At 40.1% G+C, this 14,639-nt stretch carries 27 protein-coding genes; all 27 read right to left on the bottom strand.

Annotated elements, in window-relative coordinates; genetic code table 11:
* Positions 1–694: 694 nt before the first annotated feature.
* The 27 genes from HEQ28_RS08750 to rplB all read right to left on the bottom strand — a co-directional run bounded on the left by HEQ28_RS08750 (position 695) and on the right by rplB (position 14,638).
* Positions 695–1,477 carry a glycine zipper domain-containing protein gene (locus HEQ28_RS08750; protein WP_434501877.1) on the bottom strand — a complete coding sequence of 261 codons (783 nt, stop codon included), beginning with the start codon at positions 1,475–1,477 and terminating at the stop codon, positions 695–697.
* 154 nt (positions 1,478–1,631) lie between these two features.
* Positions 1,632–2,114 carry a 50S ribosomal protein L17 gene (gene rplQ, locus HEQ28_RS08755; protein ID WP_434501878.1) on the bottom strand — a complete coding sequence of 161 codons (483 nt, stop codon included), beginning with the start codon at positions 2,112–2,114 and terminating at the stop codon, positions 1,632–1,634.
* Between the two features lie 34 nt (positions 2,115–2,148).
* The gene (locus HEQ28_RS08760; protein ID WP_018462943.1) at positions 2,149–3,141 is read right to left on the bottom strand and encodes a DNA-directed RNA polymerase subunit alpha; all 993 of its coding nucleotides are present in this window, start codon (positions 3,139–3,141) and stop codon (positions 2,149–2,151) included.
* 12 nt (positions 3,142–3,153) lie between these two features.
* Positions 3,154–3,759, bottom strand: a complete 606-nt coding sequence (rpsD, locus tag HEQ28_RS08765) for a 30S ribosomal protein S4 (protein WP_434501879.1) — start codon at positions 3,757–3,759, stop codon at positions 3,154–3,156.
* Between the two features lie 39 nt (positions 3,760–3,798).
* The gene (gene rpsK / locus HEQ28_RS08770; protein ID WP_434501880.1) at positions 3,799–4,188 is read right to left on the bottom strand and encodes a 30S ribosomal protein S11; all 390 of its coding nucleotides are present in this window, start codon (positions 4,186–4,188) and stop codon (positions 3,799–3,801) included.
* 18 nt (positions 4,189–4,206) lie between these two features.
* Complete coding sequence (gene rpsM, locus HEQ28_RS08775; protein ID WP_434501881.1) at positions 4,207–4,587, bottom strand: 30S ribosomal protein S13; 381 nt, start codon at positions 4,585–4,587, stop codon at positions 4,207–4,209.
* Positions 4,588–4,695: 108 nt separating this feature from the next.
* Entirely contained in the window at positions 4,696–4,812 is a 117-nt protein-coding gene (rpmJ, locus tag HEQ28_RS08780; RefSeq protein WP_004335771.1) for a 50S ribosomal protein L36, read from the bottom strand.
* Positions 4,813–4,830: 18 nt separating this feature from the next.
* Positions 4,831–5,049 (bottom strand): translation initiation factor IF-1, encoded by a 219-nt coding sequence (infA, locus tag HEQ28_RS08785; RefSeq protein WP_018462939.1) that lies wholly within the window; start codon positions 5,047–5,049, stop codon positions 4,831–4,833.
* Between the two features lie 13 nt (positions 5,050–5,062).
* Positions 5,063–5,848, bottom strand: a complete 786-nt coding sequence (map, locus tag HEQ28_RS08790) for a type I methionyl aminopeptidase (RefSeq protein WP_434501882.1) — start codon at positions 5,846–5,848, stop codon at positions 5,063–5,065.
* Between the two features lie 14 nt (positions 5,849–5,862).
* Entirely contained in the window at positions 5,863–7,203 is a 1,341-nt protein-coding gene (gene secY / locus HEQ28_RS08795; RefSeq protein WP_434501883.1) for a preprotein translocase subunit SecY, read from the bottom strand.
* 4 nt (positions 7,204–7,207) lie between these two features.
* Complete coding sequence (gene rplO, locus HEQ28_RS08800; RefSeq protein ID WP_018462936.1) at positions 7,208–7,654, bottom strand: 50S ribosomal protein L15; 447 nt, start codon at positions 7,652–7,654, stop codon at positions 7,208–7,210.
* Positions 7,655–7,679: 25 nt separating this feature from the next.
* Positions 7,680–7,856 carry a 50S ribosomal protein L30 gene (gene rpmD / locus HEQ28_RS08805; protein ID WP_018462935.1) on the bottom strand — a complete coding sequence of 59 codons (177 nt, stop codon included), beginning with the start codon at positions 7,854–7,856 and terminating at the stop codon, positions 7,680–7,682.
* 14 nt (positions 7,857–7,870) lie between these two features.
* Complete coding sequence (rpsE, locus tag HEQ28_RS08810; RefSeq protein ID WP_434501884.1) at positions 7,871–8,383, bottom strand: 30S ribosomal protein S5; 513 nt, start codon at positions 8,381–8,383, stop codon at positions 7,871–7,873.
* 6 nt (positions 8,384–8,389) lie between these two features.
* Entirely contained in the window at positions 8,390–8,734 is a 345-nt protein-coding gene (rplR, locus tag HEQ28_RS08815; RefSeq protein WP_434501885.1) for a 50S ribosomal protein L18, read from the bottom strand.
* A 20-nt stretch (positions 8,735–8,754) separates the two neighbouring features.
* Positions 8,755–9,327 carry a 50S ribosomal protein L6 gene (rplF, locus tag HEQ28_RS08820; RefSeq protein ID WP_434501886.1) on the bottom strand — a complete coding sequence of 191 codons (573 nt, stop codon included), beginning with the start codon at positions 9,325–9,327 and terminating at the stop codon, positions 8,755–8,757.
* A 14-nt stretch (positions 9,328–9,341) separates the two neighbouring features.
* Positions 9,342–9,737, bottom strand: coding sequence for a 30S ribosomal protein S8 (rpsH, locus tag HEQ28_RS08825; RefSeq protein WP_434501887.1), 396 nt, complete (start codon positions 9,735–9,737; stop codon positions 9,342–9,344).
* Positions 9,738–9,871: 134 nt separating this feature from the next.
* Complete coding sequence (rpsN, locus tag HEQ28_RS08830; RefSeq protein ID WP_434501888.1) at positions 9,872–10,174, bottom strand: 30S ribosomal protein S14; 303 nt, start codon at positions 10,172–10,174, stop codon at positions 9,872–9,874.
* 5 nt (positions 10,175–10,179) lie between these two features.
* The gene (rplE, locus tag HEQ28_RS08835) at positions 10,180–10,734 is read right to left on the bottom strand and encodes a 50S ribosomal protein L5 (protein ID WP_434501889.1); all 555 of its coding nucleotides are present in this window, start codon (positions 10,732–10,734) and stop codon (positions 10,180–10,182) included.
* Positions 10,734–11,051, bottom strand: coding sequence for a 50S ribosomal protein L24 (gene rplX, locus HEQ28_RS08840; RefSeq protein ID WP_434501890.1), 318 nt, complete (start codon positions 11,049–11,051; stop codon positions 10,734–10,736). The genes rplE and rplX overlap by 1 nt, the downstream gene beginning before the upstream one ends.
* Before the next feature lie 22 nt (positions 11,052–11,073).
* On the bottom strand, positions 11,074–11,439 hold the full coding sequence (gene rplN / locus HEQ28_RS08845; protein WP_018462927.1) for a 50S ribosomal protein L14: 366 nt from the start codon (positions 11,437–11,439) through the stop codon (positions 11,074–11,076).
* Positions 11,440–11,441: 2 nt separating this feature from the next.
* Positions 11,442–11,708, bottom strand: a complete 267-nt coding sequence (gene rpsQ / locus HEQ28_RS08850) for a 30S ribosomal protein S17 (RefSeq protein WP_007134552.1) — start codon at positions 11,706–11,708, stop codon at positions 11,442–11,444.
* A 2-nt stretch (positions 11,709–11,710) separates the two neighbouring features.
* Positions 11,711–11,905, bottom strand: coding sequence for a 50S ribosomal protein L29 (rpmC, locus tag HEQ28_RS08855; RefSeq protein WP_434501891.1), 195 nt, complete (start codon positions 11,903–11,905; stop codon positions 11,711–11,713).
* A gap of 3 nt (positions 11,906–11,908) precedes the next feature.
* Positions 11,909–12,337: a 50S ribosomal protein L16 gene (gene rplP / locus HEQ28_RS08860; RefSeq protein WP_004371782.1), complete on the bottom strand. Its 429-nt coding sequence runs from the start codon at positions 12,335–12,337 to the stop codon at positions 11,909–11,911.
* A gap of 14 nt (positions 12,338–12,351) precedes the next feature.
* Entirely contained in the window at positions 12,352–13,083 is a 732-nt protein-coding gene (gene rpsC / locus HEQ28_RS08865; RefSeq protein WP_434501892.1) for a 30S ribosomal protein S3, read from the bottom strand.
* A 4-nt stretch (positions 13,084–13,087) separates the two neighbouring features.
* Entirely contained in the window at positions 13,088–13,495 is a 408-nt protein-coding gene (rplV, locus tag HEQ28_RS08870; protein WP_434501893.1) for a 50S ribosomal protein L22, read from the bottom strand.
* Between the two features lie 35 nt (positions 13,496–13,530).
* Positions 13,531–13,800, bottom strand: a complete 270-nt coding sequence (rpsS, locus tag HEQ28_RS08875) for a 30S ribosomal protein S19 (protein ID WP_018462921.1) — start codon at positions 13,798–13,800, stop codon at positions 13,531–13,533.
* Between the two features lie 10 nt (positions 13,801–13,810).
* Positions 13,811–14,638 (bottom strand): 50S ribosomal protein L2, encoded by an 828-nt coding sequence (gene rplB, locus HEQ28_RS08880; protein ID WP_434501894.1) that lies wholly within the window; start codon positions 14,636–14,638, stop codon positions 13,811–13,813.
* Position 14,639 lies beyond the last annotated feature (1 nt).

Genomic DNA, 14,639 nt, shown 5'->3' on the forward strand with positions numbered 1-14,639 from the left:
CTAAATGACAAAACTATAGAAAGAGCTTTTTACGAGCCATTCAATATATTATTCATCTATTGCTATTTCATTCCGTAGTTAAGACTACGCCAAAAGAATAAATATATTTATGAAGGATCATATTATGAAGAGAAAATCATAAAAAATATTCGGGAGCGTTCTCCCTAATATAATAGAAACGCTCCCGAATTTTGTTGAATTATAATTATCTTATAATCCATATAGATCATTTTCCTATAATAACAACCAATTTAGTTAAAATGAGATATCACATACAGGAAAACGCATTCATAAATCAATTGTACCACACATCAGTAGAAATTATTTGAACTTGTGTGGGTCCTTTGTCATTTTCCTCGTCACGAGTGTAAACTTTAAGGATCTGCTCTTGTAACTCCTTGTTAGTTTTCATGATCTTTCCATTTAATTAGTCAATGCAAAATTACATCTTACCGCAAATATAATAATAATTACCGTTCTTGTCAAGAGCTAAATTAATTTTAAGCTACTTTTTTAGCATTAATTGCATCATTTTCAACATTACTTCTTTAATTATAAATGTTTTATGCAATGATTAACTACTTTTTTGAATCATACTAAATTCATCCAATATTTATCTTAAAAGATAACCATATAAAGCATATAATTTATGAAACTACTATCATAACTGAATTTATACACATTATAAATGCAATCATTTTATTGTTGGTATTTGGAACTCTGTTGGAAAAGTTTGTTGTTTTCCATTTACAAACACTGATAATTGAAGATGAATACTACCTAATGTCAAGCGATGATCTGCCAAAACAAGAGCTGTATAACGGATGCCGGTGCCAGGTTGTATGCTTTCTACATGTATGCTAGGAGAAATTTTTATGTGCTTATTCTTAGTAGTTTCAATAACTTCTGGCTGAACATCAACAAGTATTTCTGAACTATGATTCATAACTTCAAAAATCACCTTACTAAGTTCACCTCTCTGGATTTTCCCATCCATAGTGTCATCTATGAAACGGGCATTACGTATTTCTATAGCTGGTTGTGAAATTCCAGCACTTGTAGTTGATGTTTCTTTGCTAACAGGAAGCCTAGTACTATTGTTTGTAGTGTAATCTGAACTATTAAAATCATAAATTCTATCATCACCGGAATTACTTTCATCAATAATGCTATCATGATATTGCGGTTGCACTCTATATGTCGGCTCCTGTACAACAGGTTGTTCAACTTTGCAGCAAGGTTCATTAGCAGATCGTTGATCAGCAGCATTACCTACGACAGCACCAACAACAGCTCCACCAGCCATCCCAACTATTGTTCCTATATCTGAGCCTCGTGGTCCATTAGCCAGACCACCAATAGCACTTCCAAGTATTGACCCGAGATTAGAACCAATATAAGCACCATCACCAGTATAAGTCCCACAGCTACCAAGTACCAAAACTATGGCAGCAAATATGATTATTGCCTTCCTCATAATATTGTTTTAATAATACAGCGAAGATACAACAAAATAGAATTATAAAAAAGGATTTTTACCTAAATCTAAATGGGGAAATCCCTAAAAATAAAAAAAAAGCGCAATGTAAAAACATTGCGCTTCTCTCGTATGTAAAGTATAATCGTTAAAATTACTCTGCTTTTGGAGCTTCCTCTGTTTCAGCAACAGGAGTCTCAACAGGAGCTTCAGCCTTTGTTGACTTACGGCTACGGCGAGTCTTCTTAGCTTCTACCTTTGGTGTCTTTGCCATGTTCTCATCGAAGTCTACGAGCTCGATGAAAGCAATATCAGCAGCATCACCCTGACGTGTACCCAACTTAATTACGCGAGTATAACCACCAGGACGATTAGCCACCTTAGCTGCAACCTCTCCGAAGAGTTCCTTGATAGCGAACTTATTCTGAAGATAACGGAAAACTACACGACGTGAGTTTGTTGTATCTTCCTTTGAGCGTGTTATTAGCGGCTCAACATACTTCTTCAAGGCTTTTGCCTTTGCAAGAGTCGTAGTGATTCTTTTGTGCATAATCAAAGATATAGCCATATTTGCTAACATGGCATCACGATGAGATGCAGTACGACCCAGGTGGTTAAATTTTTTATTATGTCTCATTTTTGTTTTTTTCTATTAGAGGACAAGTGATTGACTAATCCTTGTCCAGTTTATACTTTGAAATGTCGGTTCCAAATGACAGATTCAGACTTTCCAGCAAATCATCAAGCTCAGAAAGCGATTTCTTACCAAAGTTACGGAACTTAAGAAGATCAGTTTTGTTAAACTGAACTAAGTCACCAAGAGTCTCAACATCTGCAGCCTTCAAGCAATTTAGTGCACGAACACTAAGGTTCATGTCAACCAACTTAGTCTTGAGCAACTGGCGCATGTGTAGAATTTCCTCATCAAACTCTTGATTGCCTTCTTGATCTGGAGATTCCAATGTAATCTTTTCATCAGAGAACAACATAAAGTGATAGATAAGTATCTTGGCAGCTTCCTTAAGCGCATCCTTCGGTTGGATAGAACCGTCCGTAGTAACTTCTATAACCAGTTTATCATAGTCGGTCTTTTGCTCAACACGATATGGTTCAACTGAATATTTGACGTTGCGGATAGGGGTGTAAATAGAATCGATTGGAATAACGTTGACATCAGTGCAGAACTCACGATTCTCATCAGCAGGAACATAGCCCCTACCTTTGTTAATTGTAAGATCAATCTGCATCATGGCTTTGGCATCCAAATGACAAATCACCAAATCAGGGTTTAACACTTCAAATCCAGTCAAATACTTACCAATATCACCTGCCTTGAATTCCGTAGAATTCTCAACTGTGATACTAACTTTCTCATTCTCGAATTCTTCTACTACTTGCTTGAATCTTACTTGTTTCAAATTCAAGATAATGTTGGTTACATCTTCCTTTACACCAGGTACTGAAGAAAATTCATGCTCAACACCCGAAATTCGGATTGTGTTGATGGCATAACCCTCCAGAGATGAAAGGAGAATGCGGCGCAATGCGTTACCAACGGTAACACCAAAGCCAGGCTCAAGAGGACGAAATTCGAACTTGCCGAACTTGTCATTAGCCTCCAACATTACAACTTTATCAGGTTTTTGAAATGCTAATATCGCCATTAATTCAATGATTTATTTAGAGTACAACTCAACGATTAATTGTTCCTTTATATTCTCAGGGATGTCTGCACGCTCTGGCTTGTGTAAGAACTTTCCACTCTTAGTGTTCTCGTCCCACTCCATCCAAGGATACTTGCTGTGATTGAAACCAGCAAGAGCTGCTTCAACAACCTCAAGAGACTTAGACTTTTCACGAAGACCAACGATCATTCCTGGTTTTACTGAGAATGAAGGAATGTTCACTACTGCTCCATCTACAGTGATGTGCTTGTGGCCAACCAACTGACGTGCTGCTGCACGTGTAGGAGCAATACCGAGACGGAAGACAACATTATCAAGACGGCACTCTAGGCTCTGAAGAAGAACCTCACCAGTGATACCGTCTGACTTTGCAGCCTTGGTAAACATATTACGGAACTGACGCTCTAGTACACCATAAGTATACTTAGCTTTCTGCTTCTCTGCCAACATGACACCGTACTCAGACATTTTTCTGCGACGGTTATTGCCATGCTGTCCAGGAGGGAAGTTTCTCTTGGACAAAACTTTGTCTGCGCCGAATATTGGCTCACCAAATCGACGTGCAATTTTAGATTTCGGACCTATATATCTTGCCATAATATAAAAATATGTGCGTTAATTTTTATTTCTTAAATATTATACCTTACGACGCTTAGGAGGACGACAACCATTATGTGGTAATGGTGTAACGTCAACAATCTCTGTTACCTGAATACCAGTTGCGTTTACCGCACGTATTGCAGACTCACGACCGTTACCAGGACCTTTAACGTAAGCCTTAACCTTACGAAGACCTAGTTCAAACGCTACCTTTGCACAATCCTCACCTGCCATCTGAGCAGCATAAGGAGTGTTCTTCTTAGAGCCACGGAAACCCATCTTACCAGCTGATGACCAAGAAATAATTTGACCTTCACTGTTAGCTAGGGATACGATAATATTATTGAAAGAACTATGAACGTGAAGCTGACCAATTGCGTCAACCTTTACGTTTCTTTTTTTAGATGTTGCTTTTGTCTTTGCCATAATTAATTTCCTTTAAAATTACTTAGTAGCCTTTTTCTTATTAGCAACAGTCTTCTTCTTACCCTTACGAGTACGAGCGTTGTTCTTAGTACTCTGACCACGAACAGGAAGACCATTACGATGTCTAACTCCACGATAGCAACCAATATCCATCAGTCGCTTAATGTTCATTTGGATCTCTGAACGAAGATCACCCTCTACTTTGAACCCAGCGCCGATAATTTCACGGATTTTGGCTGCCTGATCGTCAGTCCAATCGCTGACCTTCAGGTCGCGGCTAACGCCGGCCGTATCCAATATCTTTGCTGAACTACTTCGACCTATACCATAGATATAAGTCAATGCGATTTCGCCACGCTTATTCTGGGGCAAATCTACTCCAACAATTCTTATTGCCATTTTTAAATTGTATAAAAAAATTTAATAATTAGAATTTAATTCTCGCTAAAGAACGTGCAAAGTTAGAAATAAAAATTCATTTAAATCAACTTTTACACTACTTTAACATTAACCCTGACGTAATTTAAACTTAGGGTTTTTCTTGTTGATAACGAACAAACGACCTTTACGACGAACGATCTTACAGTCTGCTGTACGCTTCTTTAATGATGCTCTTGTTTTCATATCTGTATGTATGATGAATTATTTGTATCTGAAAACGATTCTGCCTTTTGTCAAATCATAAGGACTCATCTCTACCTTCACCTTATCACCAGGAAGGATTTTAATGTAATGCATTCGCATCTTACCAGAGATGTGGGCTATAATCTGAACTCCATTTTCAAGTTCTACACGAAACATTGCATTAGAAAGATTCTCTACAATTGTTCCATCCTGCTCTATAGCGGATTGTTTTGCCATATAATTATTCTACTTAATGATTTTCAATTTCTTCAAACGTTGATAAAATCTCGGCCTGACCTTTACGTATTGCTATAGTATGCTCAAAATGAGCTGCTGGTTTGCGATCACGTGTTATTATACTCCACTTATCTGGGAGCATCCATATATTATGGTCACCCATAGTAATCATTGGCTCAATAGCTATGCACATCCCTGCCTTCAGCATTACTCCATTTCCTTTCGAACCGTAGTTCGGAATCTGAGGTGCCTCATGCATTTCCTTGCCAATGCCATGACCTGTCAATTCTCTGACTACTCCATAACCGCATCCTTCACAATATTCCTGTACGGCCGCACCTATATCACCAACATGCTTACCTGCCACAGCCTGCTCTATTCCTAGATACAAAGATTTTTTAGTAGCTTTCAAAAGCTGACTAACTTCAGACGAGATCTCACCAACAGCAAACGTATAACAAGAATCTCCATTGTATCCATCTAAAAGCGTTCCACAATCTATTGATATAATGTCCCCATCTTTTAGAACGACCTTATCGCTTGGTATACCATGAACAACAATGTCGTTAACAGAAGTACAGATTGAAGCCGGATAAGGCTCTCCAAATGGGTTGGGAAAGTTCTTAAAGGTAGGTTCTGCACCGTGATCCCTTATAAACTCATCCGCTATTTTATCCAATTGGAGAGTCGTTACACCTGGCTTTATATTTCTACCTAATTCAGCCAAAGTAGCACCGACAAGTCGGTTTGCTTTGCGCATTAGGTCTATTTCATCTTCAGTCTTCAGAAATATTTTCATTTCCAAGAACCTGATTAATATGCTGAAACGCCACCATTGTTACGAGTGTGTCCCGAATTCAAAAGTCCGTCATAATGACGCATCATCAAATGACTCTCTATCTGCTGAAGTGTATCAATAACAACGCCAACAAGAATCAGTAGAGATGTACCACCAAAGAACTGTGAAAACGCCTGCTGAACATCAAGAAGACCAGCAAGAGCAGGCATAACAGCGATTAACGCAATAAACAACGAACCAGGCAAAGTTATACGAGACATTATGGTGTCAATATACTCAGCCGTATCCTTTCCAGGTTTAATACCAGGGATAAATCCGTTATTGCGTTTCATATCCTCAGCCATCTGAGTTGGATTCAATGTAATCGCAGTATAAAAATATGTGAACGCTATAATTAAAATAACGTATACAACATTATATAGTGCACTGTGATTATCCATCAATGAACGAACAACCCATGAGGCATTCTCACTCTGATATTTAACTATAGCCAAAGGAATGAACATCAAAGCCTGAGCAAAGATGATAGGCATTACATTAGCAGCAAATAGCTTCAAGGGAATGTACTGGCGGGCGCCACCATACTGCTTGTTTCCAACAAGACGTTTTGCGTACTGAACTGGTATTTTGCGAGTTCCTTGCACCAAAAGAATTGATGCACAAACAACTGCATAGAGAATTAGAATCTCAGCAATAAACATCACTAATCCACCACCGGAAATGGCAGTAAAACGTGAGCTTACCTCTTGGACGAATGCTTGGGGCAAACGTGCCATGATACCGATCATAATGATCAAAGAGATTCCATTTCCGACACCTTTATCAGTAATGCGCTCACCAAGCCAAAGGACGAACATACTACCTGCTGCCAAGATGATTGTTGCGGGAATAATAAAGATTGTCCAAGAGATGCCGCTAGCCAAAGCTTGACTAGCTTGCACCTTTAGATTCATTAAGTATGCAGGTGCTTGGAAAACCAAAATGGCTACCGTGAGCAAACGTGTATACCAATTTATCTTTTTATGACCGCTCTCACCTTCACGCTGCATCTTTTGAAAATAAGGTACAGCGACAGCAAGGAGTTGCATAACGATAGAAGCTGAGATGTAAGGCATAATTCCAAGTGCGAAGATTGACGCATTGGAAAATGCACCACCAGAGAACATGTCTAACAGCGACATTAGACCGCCCGCAGTCTGCGACTGAAGTGTTGCCAACTTAGCCGGGTTGATACCTGGAAGTACAACGAACGACCCGAAACGATAGATTGCCGTGAATAGAATGGTAATGAGAATACGCTGACGCAAATCCTCAACCTTCCAACAGTTCTTTAGTGTCTCAAAAAACTTTTTCATTTACTTAGATTATAGTTGCGTTACCACCTACTGCCTTAATAGCTTCTTCGGCAGTCTTAGAGAATGCATTTGCCTCAACTTCTAGTTTAGCTTTCAACTCGCCATTACCAAGTACCTTTACAAGGTGCTTGCCGTTAGTAAGACCTGCTTCTTTGAGTTCAGCAATGCCAATCTTTGTGAGGTTCTTTTCCTCAGCTATTTTCTGTAGAACAGAAAGGTTTACTGCGAAATATTCTTTATGGTTGATATTCTTGAAACCAGCCTTAGGAATACGGCGCTGAAGAGGCATCTGACCACCTTCAAAACCAATCTTTCTCTTATAACCAGAACGAGATTTAGCACCCTTATTACCACGTGTAGAGGTACCACCCAGTCCAGAACCCGTACCACGGCCAATACGACGACGTGTATGTGTAGAGCCCTCAGCTGGTGTTAAATTATTTAATTTCATAATCGACTCGATATTAAAAGATTAATTATTCAACTACGTTAACCAGGTGATGAACCTTGCGGATCATACCGCGGATGCTAGGAACGTCCTCAACTTCAACAACCTGAGAGATCTTATGAAGACCCAGGGCAAGAAGTGTGCGCTTCTGATCAACTGGATAACCGATTTTACTCTTTATCTGCTTGATTTTTATTGTTGCCATTGTTTACTCTCCTATTAACCGTTAAATACTTTATCCATACTAATGCCACGATTACCTGCTATTGTATAAGCGTCACGCATCTGTGACAAAGCGGCGATTGTAGCCTTTACAAGGTTGTGAGGGTTTGATGAGCCTTTAGACTTAGCGATAACATCTGTAACACCAACGCTCTCAAGAACAGCACGCATAGCACCACCAGCCTTTAGACCGGTACCAGCTGCTGCTGGCTTCAAGAGAACCAAAGCACCACCAAATGAAACCTCTATCTCATGAGGAACAGTTCCCTTAAGTACAGGAACCTTCACAAGATTTTTCTTAGCAGCCTCTACACCCTTAGCTATAGCAGCAGTAACTTCACCAGCCTTGCCTAAGCCCCAGCCGATAACACCTTTGCCATCACCAACAACGACGATAGCAGAGAATGTGAATGTACGACCACCCTTTGTAACCTTAGTTACGCGGTTGATAGCAACCAAACGATCTTTCAGTTCTGCGTCACTATTTACTTTTACTTTATTCATTGCCATAATCGTTTAGAATTTTAATCCTCCCTCTCTAGCTGCGTCAGCAAGAGCCTGAACGCGACCATGATAGAGATAGCCATTACGGTCGAAAACTACAGATTCAACACCTGCGGCCTTTGCTTTTTCAGCAACAAGTTCACCAACTTTCTTAGCTTGATCAATCTTAGCCAATTTTTCAAGACCAAGAGATGAAGCTGAAACAAGTGTAGTACCTGTCAAATCATTAATTACCTGAGCGTATATCTGCTTATTTGAGCGGAAAACACTAAGACGTGGACGCTCAGCTGTTCCGTTTACACTCTTACGAATGCGGAACTTTATCTTAATTCGTCTTTCTACTTTCTTTGTTGTCATAATCGTAAAATCAATTAAAATTACTTAGCTGCAGCTGATTTACCAGACTTTCTGCGAATAACCTCACCCTGGAACAGGATACCCTTTCCCTTGTAAGGTTCAGGCATACGGAAAGAACGAATTTTTGCACAAATAAGACCCAACAATTGCTTGTCAGTAGACTCAAGTGTAAGAATTGGATTCTGGTTTCTTTCAGACTTAGTCTCAACCTTAACCTCTGTAGGAAGTTCCATAAAGATTGGGTGTGTATAACCAAGTGAAAATTCAATGACATTACCCTGATTTGACACACGGTAACCAACACCTACAAGTTCCAAAACTTTCTTATAACCTTCACTTACACCAATAACCATATTGTTAACCAATGAGCGGTAGAGGCCATGAAAAGCCTGCTTTTGCTTAACGTTAACTGGGCTATTCTCATCAACTGTGAATGTAATAGTTCCTTCATTGTTCTCAACAATGATTGAAGGATCTATTTTCTGTGAAAGTTCTCCCTTAGGACCTTTAACTGTAATAATGTCAGTTTTCTTGTCGAAACTAACTGTAACACCTGAAGGGATACTAATTGGCAATTTACCTATTCTTGACATATAAAATCCTCCAATTAATAAATATAGCAAAGAACTTCACCACCAATCTTAAGACCGGCAGCTTCCTTGTTAGTCATTACACCTTTAGATGTAGATAATATTGCAATACCTAATCCGTTAATTACTCTCGGCATGTCTTTATAACCGGTATACTGACGCAAACCTGGTGTAGACACGCGCTTCAAACTCTTGATTGCGCTCTGCTTTGTTGATGGGTCGTATTTCAAAGCGACCTTAATTGAACCCTGTGGACCTTCATCAACGAACTTGTAATTCAAGATGTAACCTTTTTCAAAAAGGATCTTTGTAATCTCTTTTTTCAAGTTAGATGCAGGAACCTCAACAACACGATGATGAGCCATAATTGCATTTCTGAGCCTTGTCAGATAATCTGCTATTGGATCTGTCATAAAATATAAATGTTTAATTAATCGGGATATCCCGACAATATTAAAAAAAAAATTCGGATGGATCATGAAAAGTGGTAGTGAAAAGGTATATGCCAAAGCATTAATCCTTATCACTAATCACAATATCATTATCATTACCAACTGGCCTTCCTTACTCCAGGTATCAAACCTGCAGACGCCATTTCACGGAATTGAATACGAGAAAGACCGAACTGACGGATATATCCTTTAGGACGACCTGTAATCTTGCAACGGTTGTGAAGACGAATTGGGTTTGAATTCTTTGGGAAACCCTGTAGTTTACGAGCAGCCTCGTAAGCTTCAGCTGGATCCTCAGAAGTAGCGATAATCTTTTTCAGAGCTGCGCGCTTTTCAGCGAAACGAGCAACTAGCTTTGCACGCTTAACTTCGCGAGCTTTCATTGATTCTTTTGCCATATTCCTTAATCGTTTTTAACGTTCTTGAATGGAAGACCGAAAGCCTTCAGAAGAGCATAACCCTCTTCATCAGTATTAGCTGATGATACGAAAGTAATGTTCATACCCTGGATACGGTCAATTTCATCGATATTTATCTCAGGAAAGATAATCTGCTCGGTAATACCCAAAGTGTAGTTACCACGACCATCAAACTTGCTTTCAATACCCTTGAAGTCACGGATACGTGGAAGAGATACGCGGATGAGCTTCTCTAGGAATTCATACATGCGTGCACCACGAAGTGTAACCATAACACCAATAGGCATCTTTTTACGAAGTTTGAAGTTAGCAATATCCTTCTTAGAATATGTAGCTACAGCCTTCTGTCCCGTAATAGCAGTAATCTCATTAACCGCTACATCAACAATTTTCTTGTCCTGTGTAGCATCACCAAGACCTTGATTGATAACAATCTTCTTCAAAACAGGAATCTGCATTGTTGAAGAATAGTTAAACTGCTTTTGAAGTTCAGGAGCAATAGTCTCCTTATATACTTTCTTTAACTGTGCTGTATCCATTATTTGATTTCCTCCCCTGACTTTTTAGCGATACGAACCACATTCTTGCCATCATGCTTGATAGCAACACGAGTAGCTTTACCACTCTTAGGATCGATCAGACTGAGATTTGAAATATGAATTGAAGCCTCTTGCTTAACAATACCTCCTTGAGGATTCTTAGCAGAAGGCTTAGTGCTCTTTGACACGAGTTTTACCCCCTCGACGATAGCACGGTTCTTTTCAACCAACACCTTGAGCACCTTACCAGTCTTGCCCTTGTCACCACCGGCAAGAACAACCACTGTGTCGTCTTTCTTTATATGTAACTTACTCATTACTTACTTGTTTTATGATTAATTAAAGAACCTCAGGTGCCAAAGATACGACTTTCATGTTTACTGCACGAAGCTCGCGAGCTACAGGACCGAAGATACGACTACCACGAAGTTCACCTGCATTATTGAGCAATACACATGCGTTATCATCGAAACGGATATAAGAACCATCAGCACGACGAATTTCCTTCTTTGTGCGTACGATCAAAGCCTTTGATACTGCACCTTTTTTCAAATCGCTAGAAGGAATGACGTTTTGTACAGCAACTACTATAACGTCACCAACACTAGCATAACGACGACCGGTACCACCGAGAACACGGATGCATTTTGCCTCACGTGCGCCGCTGTTATCACATACTGTAAGTTTTGATTCTGCCTGTATCATAATTACTTAGCTTTTTCTACAATTTGTACTAATCTCCATCTTTTTGTCTTAGATAGAGGACGAGTCTCCATAATCTGCACTGTATCACCTACATTTGCTTCATTTTTCTCGTCGTGAGCATGGTACTTCTTTGTCTTCTGGACAAATTTACCATAAATAGGGTGCTTCTCTTTGAACTTAGAGGCAATAACAATGGTTTTATCCATTTTGTTGCTGACAACAACACCCTGTCTTACTTTTCTTAAATTTCTTGTTTCCATCTGGACCATTATTATTTATTAAGTTCTCTCTGACGAAGTTCTGTTTCAATACGTGCTATATCACGACGAGCAGCCTTAATCTGTGATGGATTCTCAAGAGGAGCTATTGAATGGTTCAACTTCATTTGATGGAGTTTTGCCTTAGATGTCTCCAACTTTTCTGCCAATCCCTTGACATCAAGTTCTTTTAATTCTTTAATCTTCATAGTTTAAGCGTTTTTATCGAAATCACGTCTAACAACAAACTTTGTCTTGACAGGAAGCTTCTGAGCAGCAAGGCGAAGCGCCTCTTTAGCAATGTCAAAAGAAACTCCCTCTACTTCAAAGAGGATACGTCCCGGTGTTACTGGTGCAACCCATCCAGCAGGATCACCCTTACCTTTACCCATACGGACATCGGCTGGTTTACGAGTGATTGGTTTATCAGGGAAGATTCTTATCCAAACCTGTCCCTGACGATTCATATAGCGGTTTACAGCTACACGAGCTGCCTCTATCTGACGACTATTAATCCATTTTGGCTCAAGAGTCTTGATACCAAACGAACCAAAAGCCAATTGTGTACCTCTGTGCGCGTTACCTTTATTACCGCGACCATCTTGAGGTCTTCTATATTTTACTCTTTTTGGCTGTAACATGATAGCTTCTACATTTAACGGTTATTGTTTCTCTTACGATTACCGCCACGACCATTACGGCCACCATTAGAACGGCCACCATTCTGCTTCTCCTGAGTAAAATTAGGTGTTAAGTCACGCTTGCCATAAACTTCTCCACGGCAAATCCAAACCTTAATACCCAGAAGACCAACCTTAGTGAGGGCCTCAACCTGACAGTAATCGATGTCTGCGCGGAAAGTATGCAATGGAGTACGACCCTCCTTGAACATTTCCTTACGAGCCATTTCAGCTCCGTTCAGACGACCTGTAATTTGAACCTTTATACCTTCTGCTCCTGCACGCATTGTATTTTGAACAGCCATCTTTATTGCACGACGGTAAGAAATTTTACCTTCAACCTGACGTGCGATGCTGTTACCTACGATGTTTGCATCAAGCTCTGGTCTTTTAACTTCAAAGATGTTAATTTGAATATCCTTATTATAGAGTTTCTTCAACTCTTCCTTAAGTTTATCAACATCCTGACCACCTTTACCAATGACGATACCCGGACGGGCTGTACAAATAGTGATGGTGACGAGTTTCAGTGTACGCTCGATGACAATGCGAGAAACGCTAGCCTTTGCTAGGCGCTCATTAAGATACTTACGGATTTTACGATCCTCTACGAGGCTATCTCCGAAGTTCTTGCCACCAAACCAATTTGAATCCCAACCACGGATAATACCAAGTCGGTTGCTTATTGGATTAACTTTCTGTCCCATTCTATTAATTATTTTCGTCGTTAGTTTTGGCTTCTACAAACAAGGTGACGTGATTAGAACGCTTACGGATTCTAAAACCACGACCCTGTGGTGCAGGTCTCATACGTTTCATAGTAACACCTCCGTCTACGAAGACCTTACTAATATAAAGTTCACCATCTTCAGCCTTACGGTCATTTTTATTCTCCCAGTTAGCAATTGCTGAGCGTAGCAGCTTCTCAACGTCTGCAGCAGCCTGCTTCTTAGAGAACTTAAGTACTCCGAGAGCGCGGTTAACTTCCATACCACGAATCATGTCTACAACGTAGCGCATTTTACGTGGAGAAGAAGGAACGCCTTTGAGCTTAGCGAAGTACAAATTTTTGCGAGCTTCCTTTAATTTTTCAGCTGCGATATGTTTTCTTGCTCCCATTATTTATTCTAATTTGTTAAATGGTTTAAACCCGCTTACTTTCTATTGTTACCAGAGTGTCCGCCAAAACGACGTGTTGGTGCAAACTCTCCGAGCTTGTGACCAACCATATTCTCAGTAATGTAAACAGGGATAAATTTGTTTCCGTTATGAACTGCAACAGTGTGTCCCACAAAATCAGGGGAAATCATTGATGCTCTAGCCCATGTTTTAACAACACTCGCCTTACCGCTCTCGTTCATAGCGAGAACCTTCTTTTCGAGTGATACGTTTATGTATGGACCTTTTTTTAATGAACGACTCATAATTTACTCTTTATTTTTTGTTAGCTCTTTCGATAATATACTTGCTAGAAAGCTTCTTCGGTGCACGAGTCTTAAGACCCTTTGCGTAAAGACCCTTACGAGAACGTGGATGTCCACCACTCTGACGACCTTCACCACCACCCATTGGGTGATCAACAGGGTTCATAACAACACCACGGTTATGAGGGCGACGACCTAACCAACGAGAGCGACCGGCCTTACCAGACTGCTCCAATGCGTGATCAGAATTACCGACACTACCAATAGTTGCTTTACAAGCACTCAAAATCTGGCGTGTTTCACCAGAAGGGAGCTTAATAACACAATAACTACCCTCACGAGAAGTCAACTGAGCAAAATTACCAGCCGAACGAACTAACAAAGCACCCTGTCCTGGACGTAATTCAATGTTATGAATCACTGTACCTACAGGAATGTTTGCAAGTGGAAGAGTATTACCAATCTCTGGGGCAGCTTCTGCGCCAGACATCAGAGTAGTACCTACCTGCAGTCCATTAGGAGCAATAATGTAACGTTTTTCACCATCTGCGTAATTAAGAAGAGCAATACGAGCTGATCTGTTTGGATCATACTCAATTGTCTTAACTACAGCAGGAACACCATCTTTCTCACGTTTAAAGTCTATCAAACGAAACTTCTGCTTATGGCCACCACCAATATAGCGAACGGTCATCTTACCAGTGTTGTTTCGACCACCAGTAGAACGTTTGCCGTAAACGAGAGACTTCTCTGGCACGGATGCAGTAATATCCTCGAACGTGCCAATAACTTTGTGTCTTTGTCCCGGTGTAACCGGGTTTAATTTACGTACTGCCATT

The sequence above is a fragment of the Prevotella sp. genome (assembly GCF_051059605.1).
Lineage (GTDB): Bacteria > Bacteroidota > Bacteroidia > Bacteroidales > Bacteroidaceae > Prevotella.

Bases quoted from the DNA above. Each gene is read 5' to 3' on its own strand.
- HEQ28_RS08750 (WP_434501877.1), bottom strand. From the start codon at position 1,477: ATGAGGAAGGCAATAATCATATTTGCTGCCATAGTTTTGGTACTTGGT.
- rplQ (WP_434501878.1), bottom strand. From the start codon at position 2,114: ATGAGACATAATAAAAAATTTAACCACCTGGGTCGTACTGCATCTCAT.
- HEQ28_RS08760 (WP_018462943.1), bottom strand. From the start codon at position 3,141: ATGGCGATATTAGCATTTCAAAAACCTGATAAAGTTGTAATGTTGGAG.
- rpsD (WP_434501879.1), bottom strand. From the start codon at position 3,759: ATGGCAAGATATATAGGTCCGAAATCTAAAATTGCACGTCGATTTGGT.
- rpsK (WP_434501880.1), bottom strand. From the start codon at position 4,188: ATGGCAAAGACAAAAGCAACATCTAAAAAAAGAAACGTAAAGGTTGAC.
- rpsM (WP_434501881.1), bottom strand. From the start codon at position 4,587: ATGGCAATAAGAATTGTTGGAGTAGATTTGCCCCAGAATAAGCGTGGC.
- rpmJ (WP_004335771.1), bottom strand. From the start codon at position 4,812: ATGAAAACAAGAGCATCATTAAAGAAGCGTACAGCAGACTGTAAGATC.
- infA (WP_018462939.1), bottom strand. From the start codon at position 5,049: ATGGCAAAACAATCCGCTATAGAGCAGGATGGAACAATTGTAGAGAAT.
- map (WP_434501882.1), bottom strand. From the start codon at position 5,848: ATGAAAATATTTCTGAAGACTGAAGATGAAATAGACCTAATGCGCAAA.
- secY (WP_434501883.1), bottom strand. From the start codon at position 7,203: ATGAAAAAGTTTTTTGAGACACTAAAGAACTGTTGGAAGGTTGAGGAT.
- rplO (WP_018462936.1), bottom strand. From the start codon at position 7,654: ATGAAATTAAATAATTTAACACCAGCTGAGGGCTCTACACATACACGT.
- rpmD (WP_018462935.1), bottom strand. From the start codon at position 7,856: ATGGCAACAATAAAAATCAAGCAGATAAAGAGTAAAATCGGTTATCCA.
- rpsE (WP_434501884.1), bottom strand. From the start codon at position 8,383: ATGGCAATGAATAAAGTAAAAGTAAATAGTGACGCAGAACTGAAAGAT.
- rplR (WP_434501885.1), bottom strand. From the start codon at position 8,734: ATGACAACAAAGAAAGTAGAAAGACGAATTAAGATAAAGTTCCGCATT.
- rplF (WP_434501886.1), bottom strand. From the start codon at position 9,327: ATGTCAAGAATAGGTAAATTGCCAATTAGTATCCCTTCAGGTGTTACA.
- rpsH (WP_434501887.1), bottom strand. From the start codon at position 9,737: ATGACAGATCCAATAGCAGATTATCTGACAAGGCTCAGAAATGCAATT.
- rpsN (WP_434501888.1), bottom strand. From the start codon at position 10,174: ATGGCAAAAGAATCAATGAAAGCTCGCGAAGTTAAGCGTGCAAAGCTA.
- rplE (WP_434501889.1), bottom strand. From the start codon at position 10,734: ATGGATACAGCACAGTTAAAGAAAGTATATAAGGAGACTATTGCTCCT.
- rplX (WP_434501890.1), bottom strand. From the start codon at position 11,051: ATGAGTAAGTTACATATAAAGAAAGACGACACAGTGGTTGTTCTTGCC.
- rplN (WP_018462927.1), bottom strand. From the start codon at position 11,439: ATGATACAGGCAGAATCAAAACTTACAGTATGTGATAACAGCGGCGCA.
- rpsQ (WP_007134552.1), bottom strand. From the start codon at position 11,708: ATGGTCCAGATGGAAACAAGAAATTTAAGAAAAGTAAGACAGGGTGTT.
- rpmC (WP_434501891.1), bottom strand. From the start codon at position 11,905: ATGAAGATTAAAGAATTAAAAGAACTTGATGTCAAGGGATTGGCAGAA.
- rplP (WP_004371782.1), bottom strand. From the start codon at position 12,337: ATGTTACAGCCAAAAAGAGTAAAATATAGAAGACCTCAAGATGGTCGC.
- rpsC (WP_434501892.1), bottom strand. From the start codon at position 13,083: ATGGGACAGAAAGTTAATCCAATAAGCAACCGACTTGGTATTATCCGT.
- rplV (WP_434501893.1), bottom strand. From the start codon at position 13,495: ATGGGAGCAAGAAAACATATCGCAGCTGAAAAATTAAAGGAAGCTCGC.
- rpsS (WP_018462921.1), bottom strand. From the start codon at position 13,800: ATGAGTCGTTCATTAAAAAAAGGTCCATACATAAACGTATCACTCGAA.
- rplB (WP_434501894.1), bottom strand. From the start codon at position 14,638: ATGGCAGTACGTAAATTAAACCCGGTTACACCGGGACAAAGACACAAA.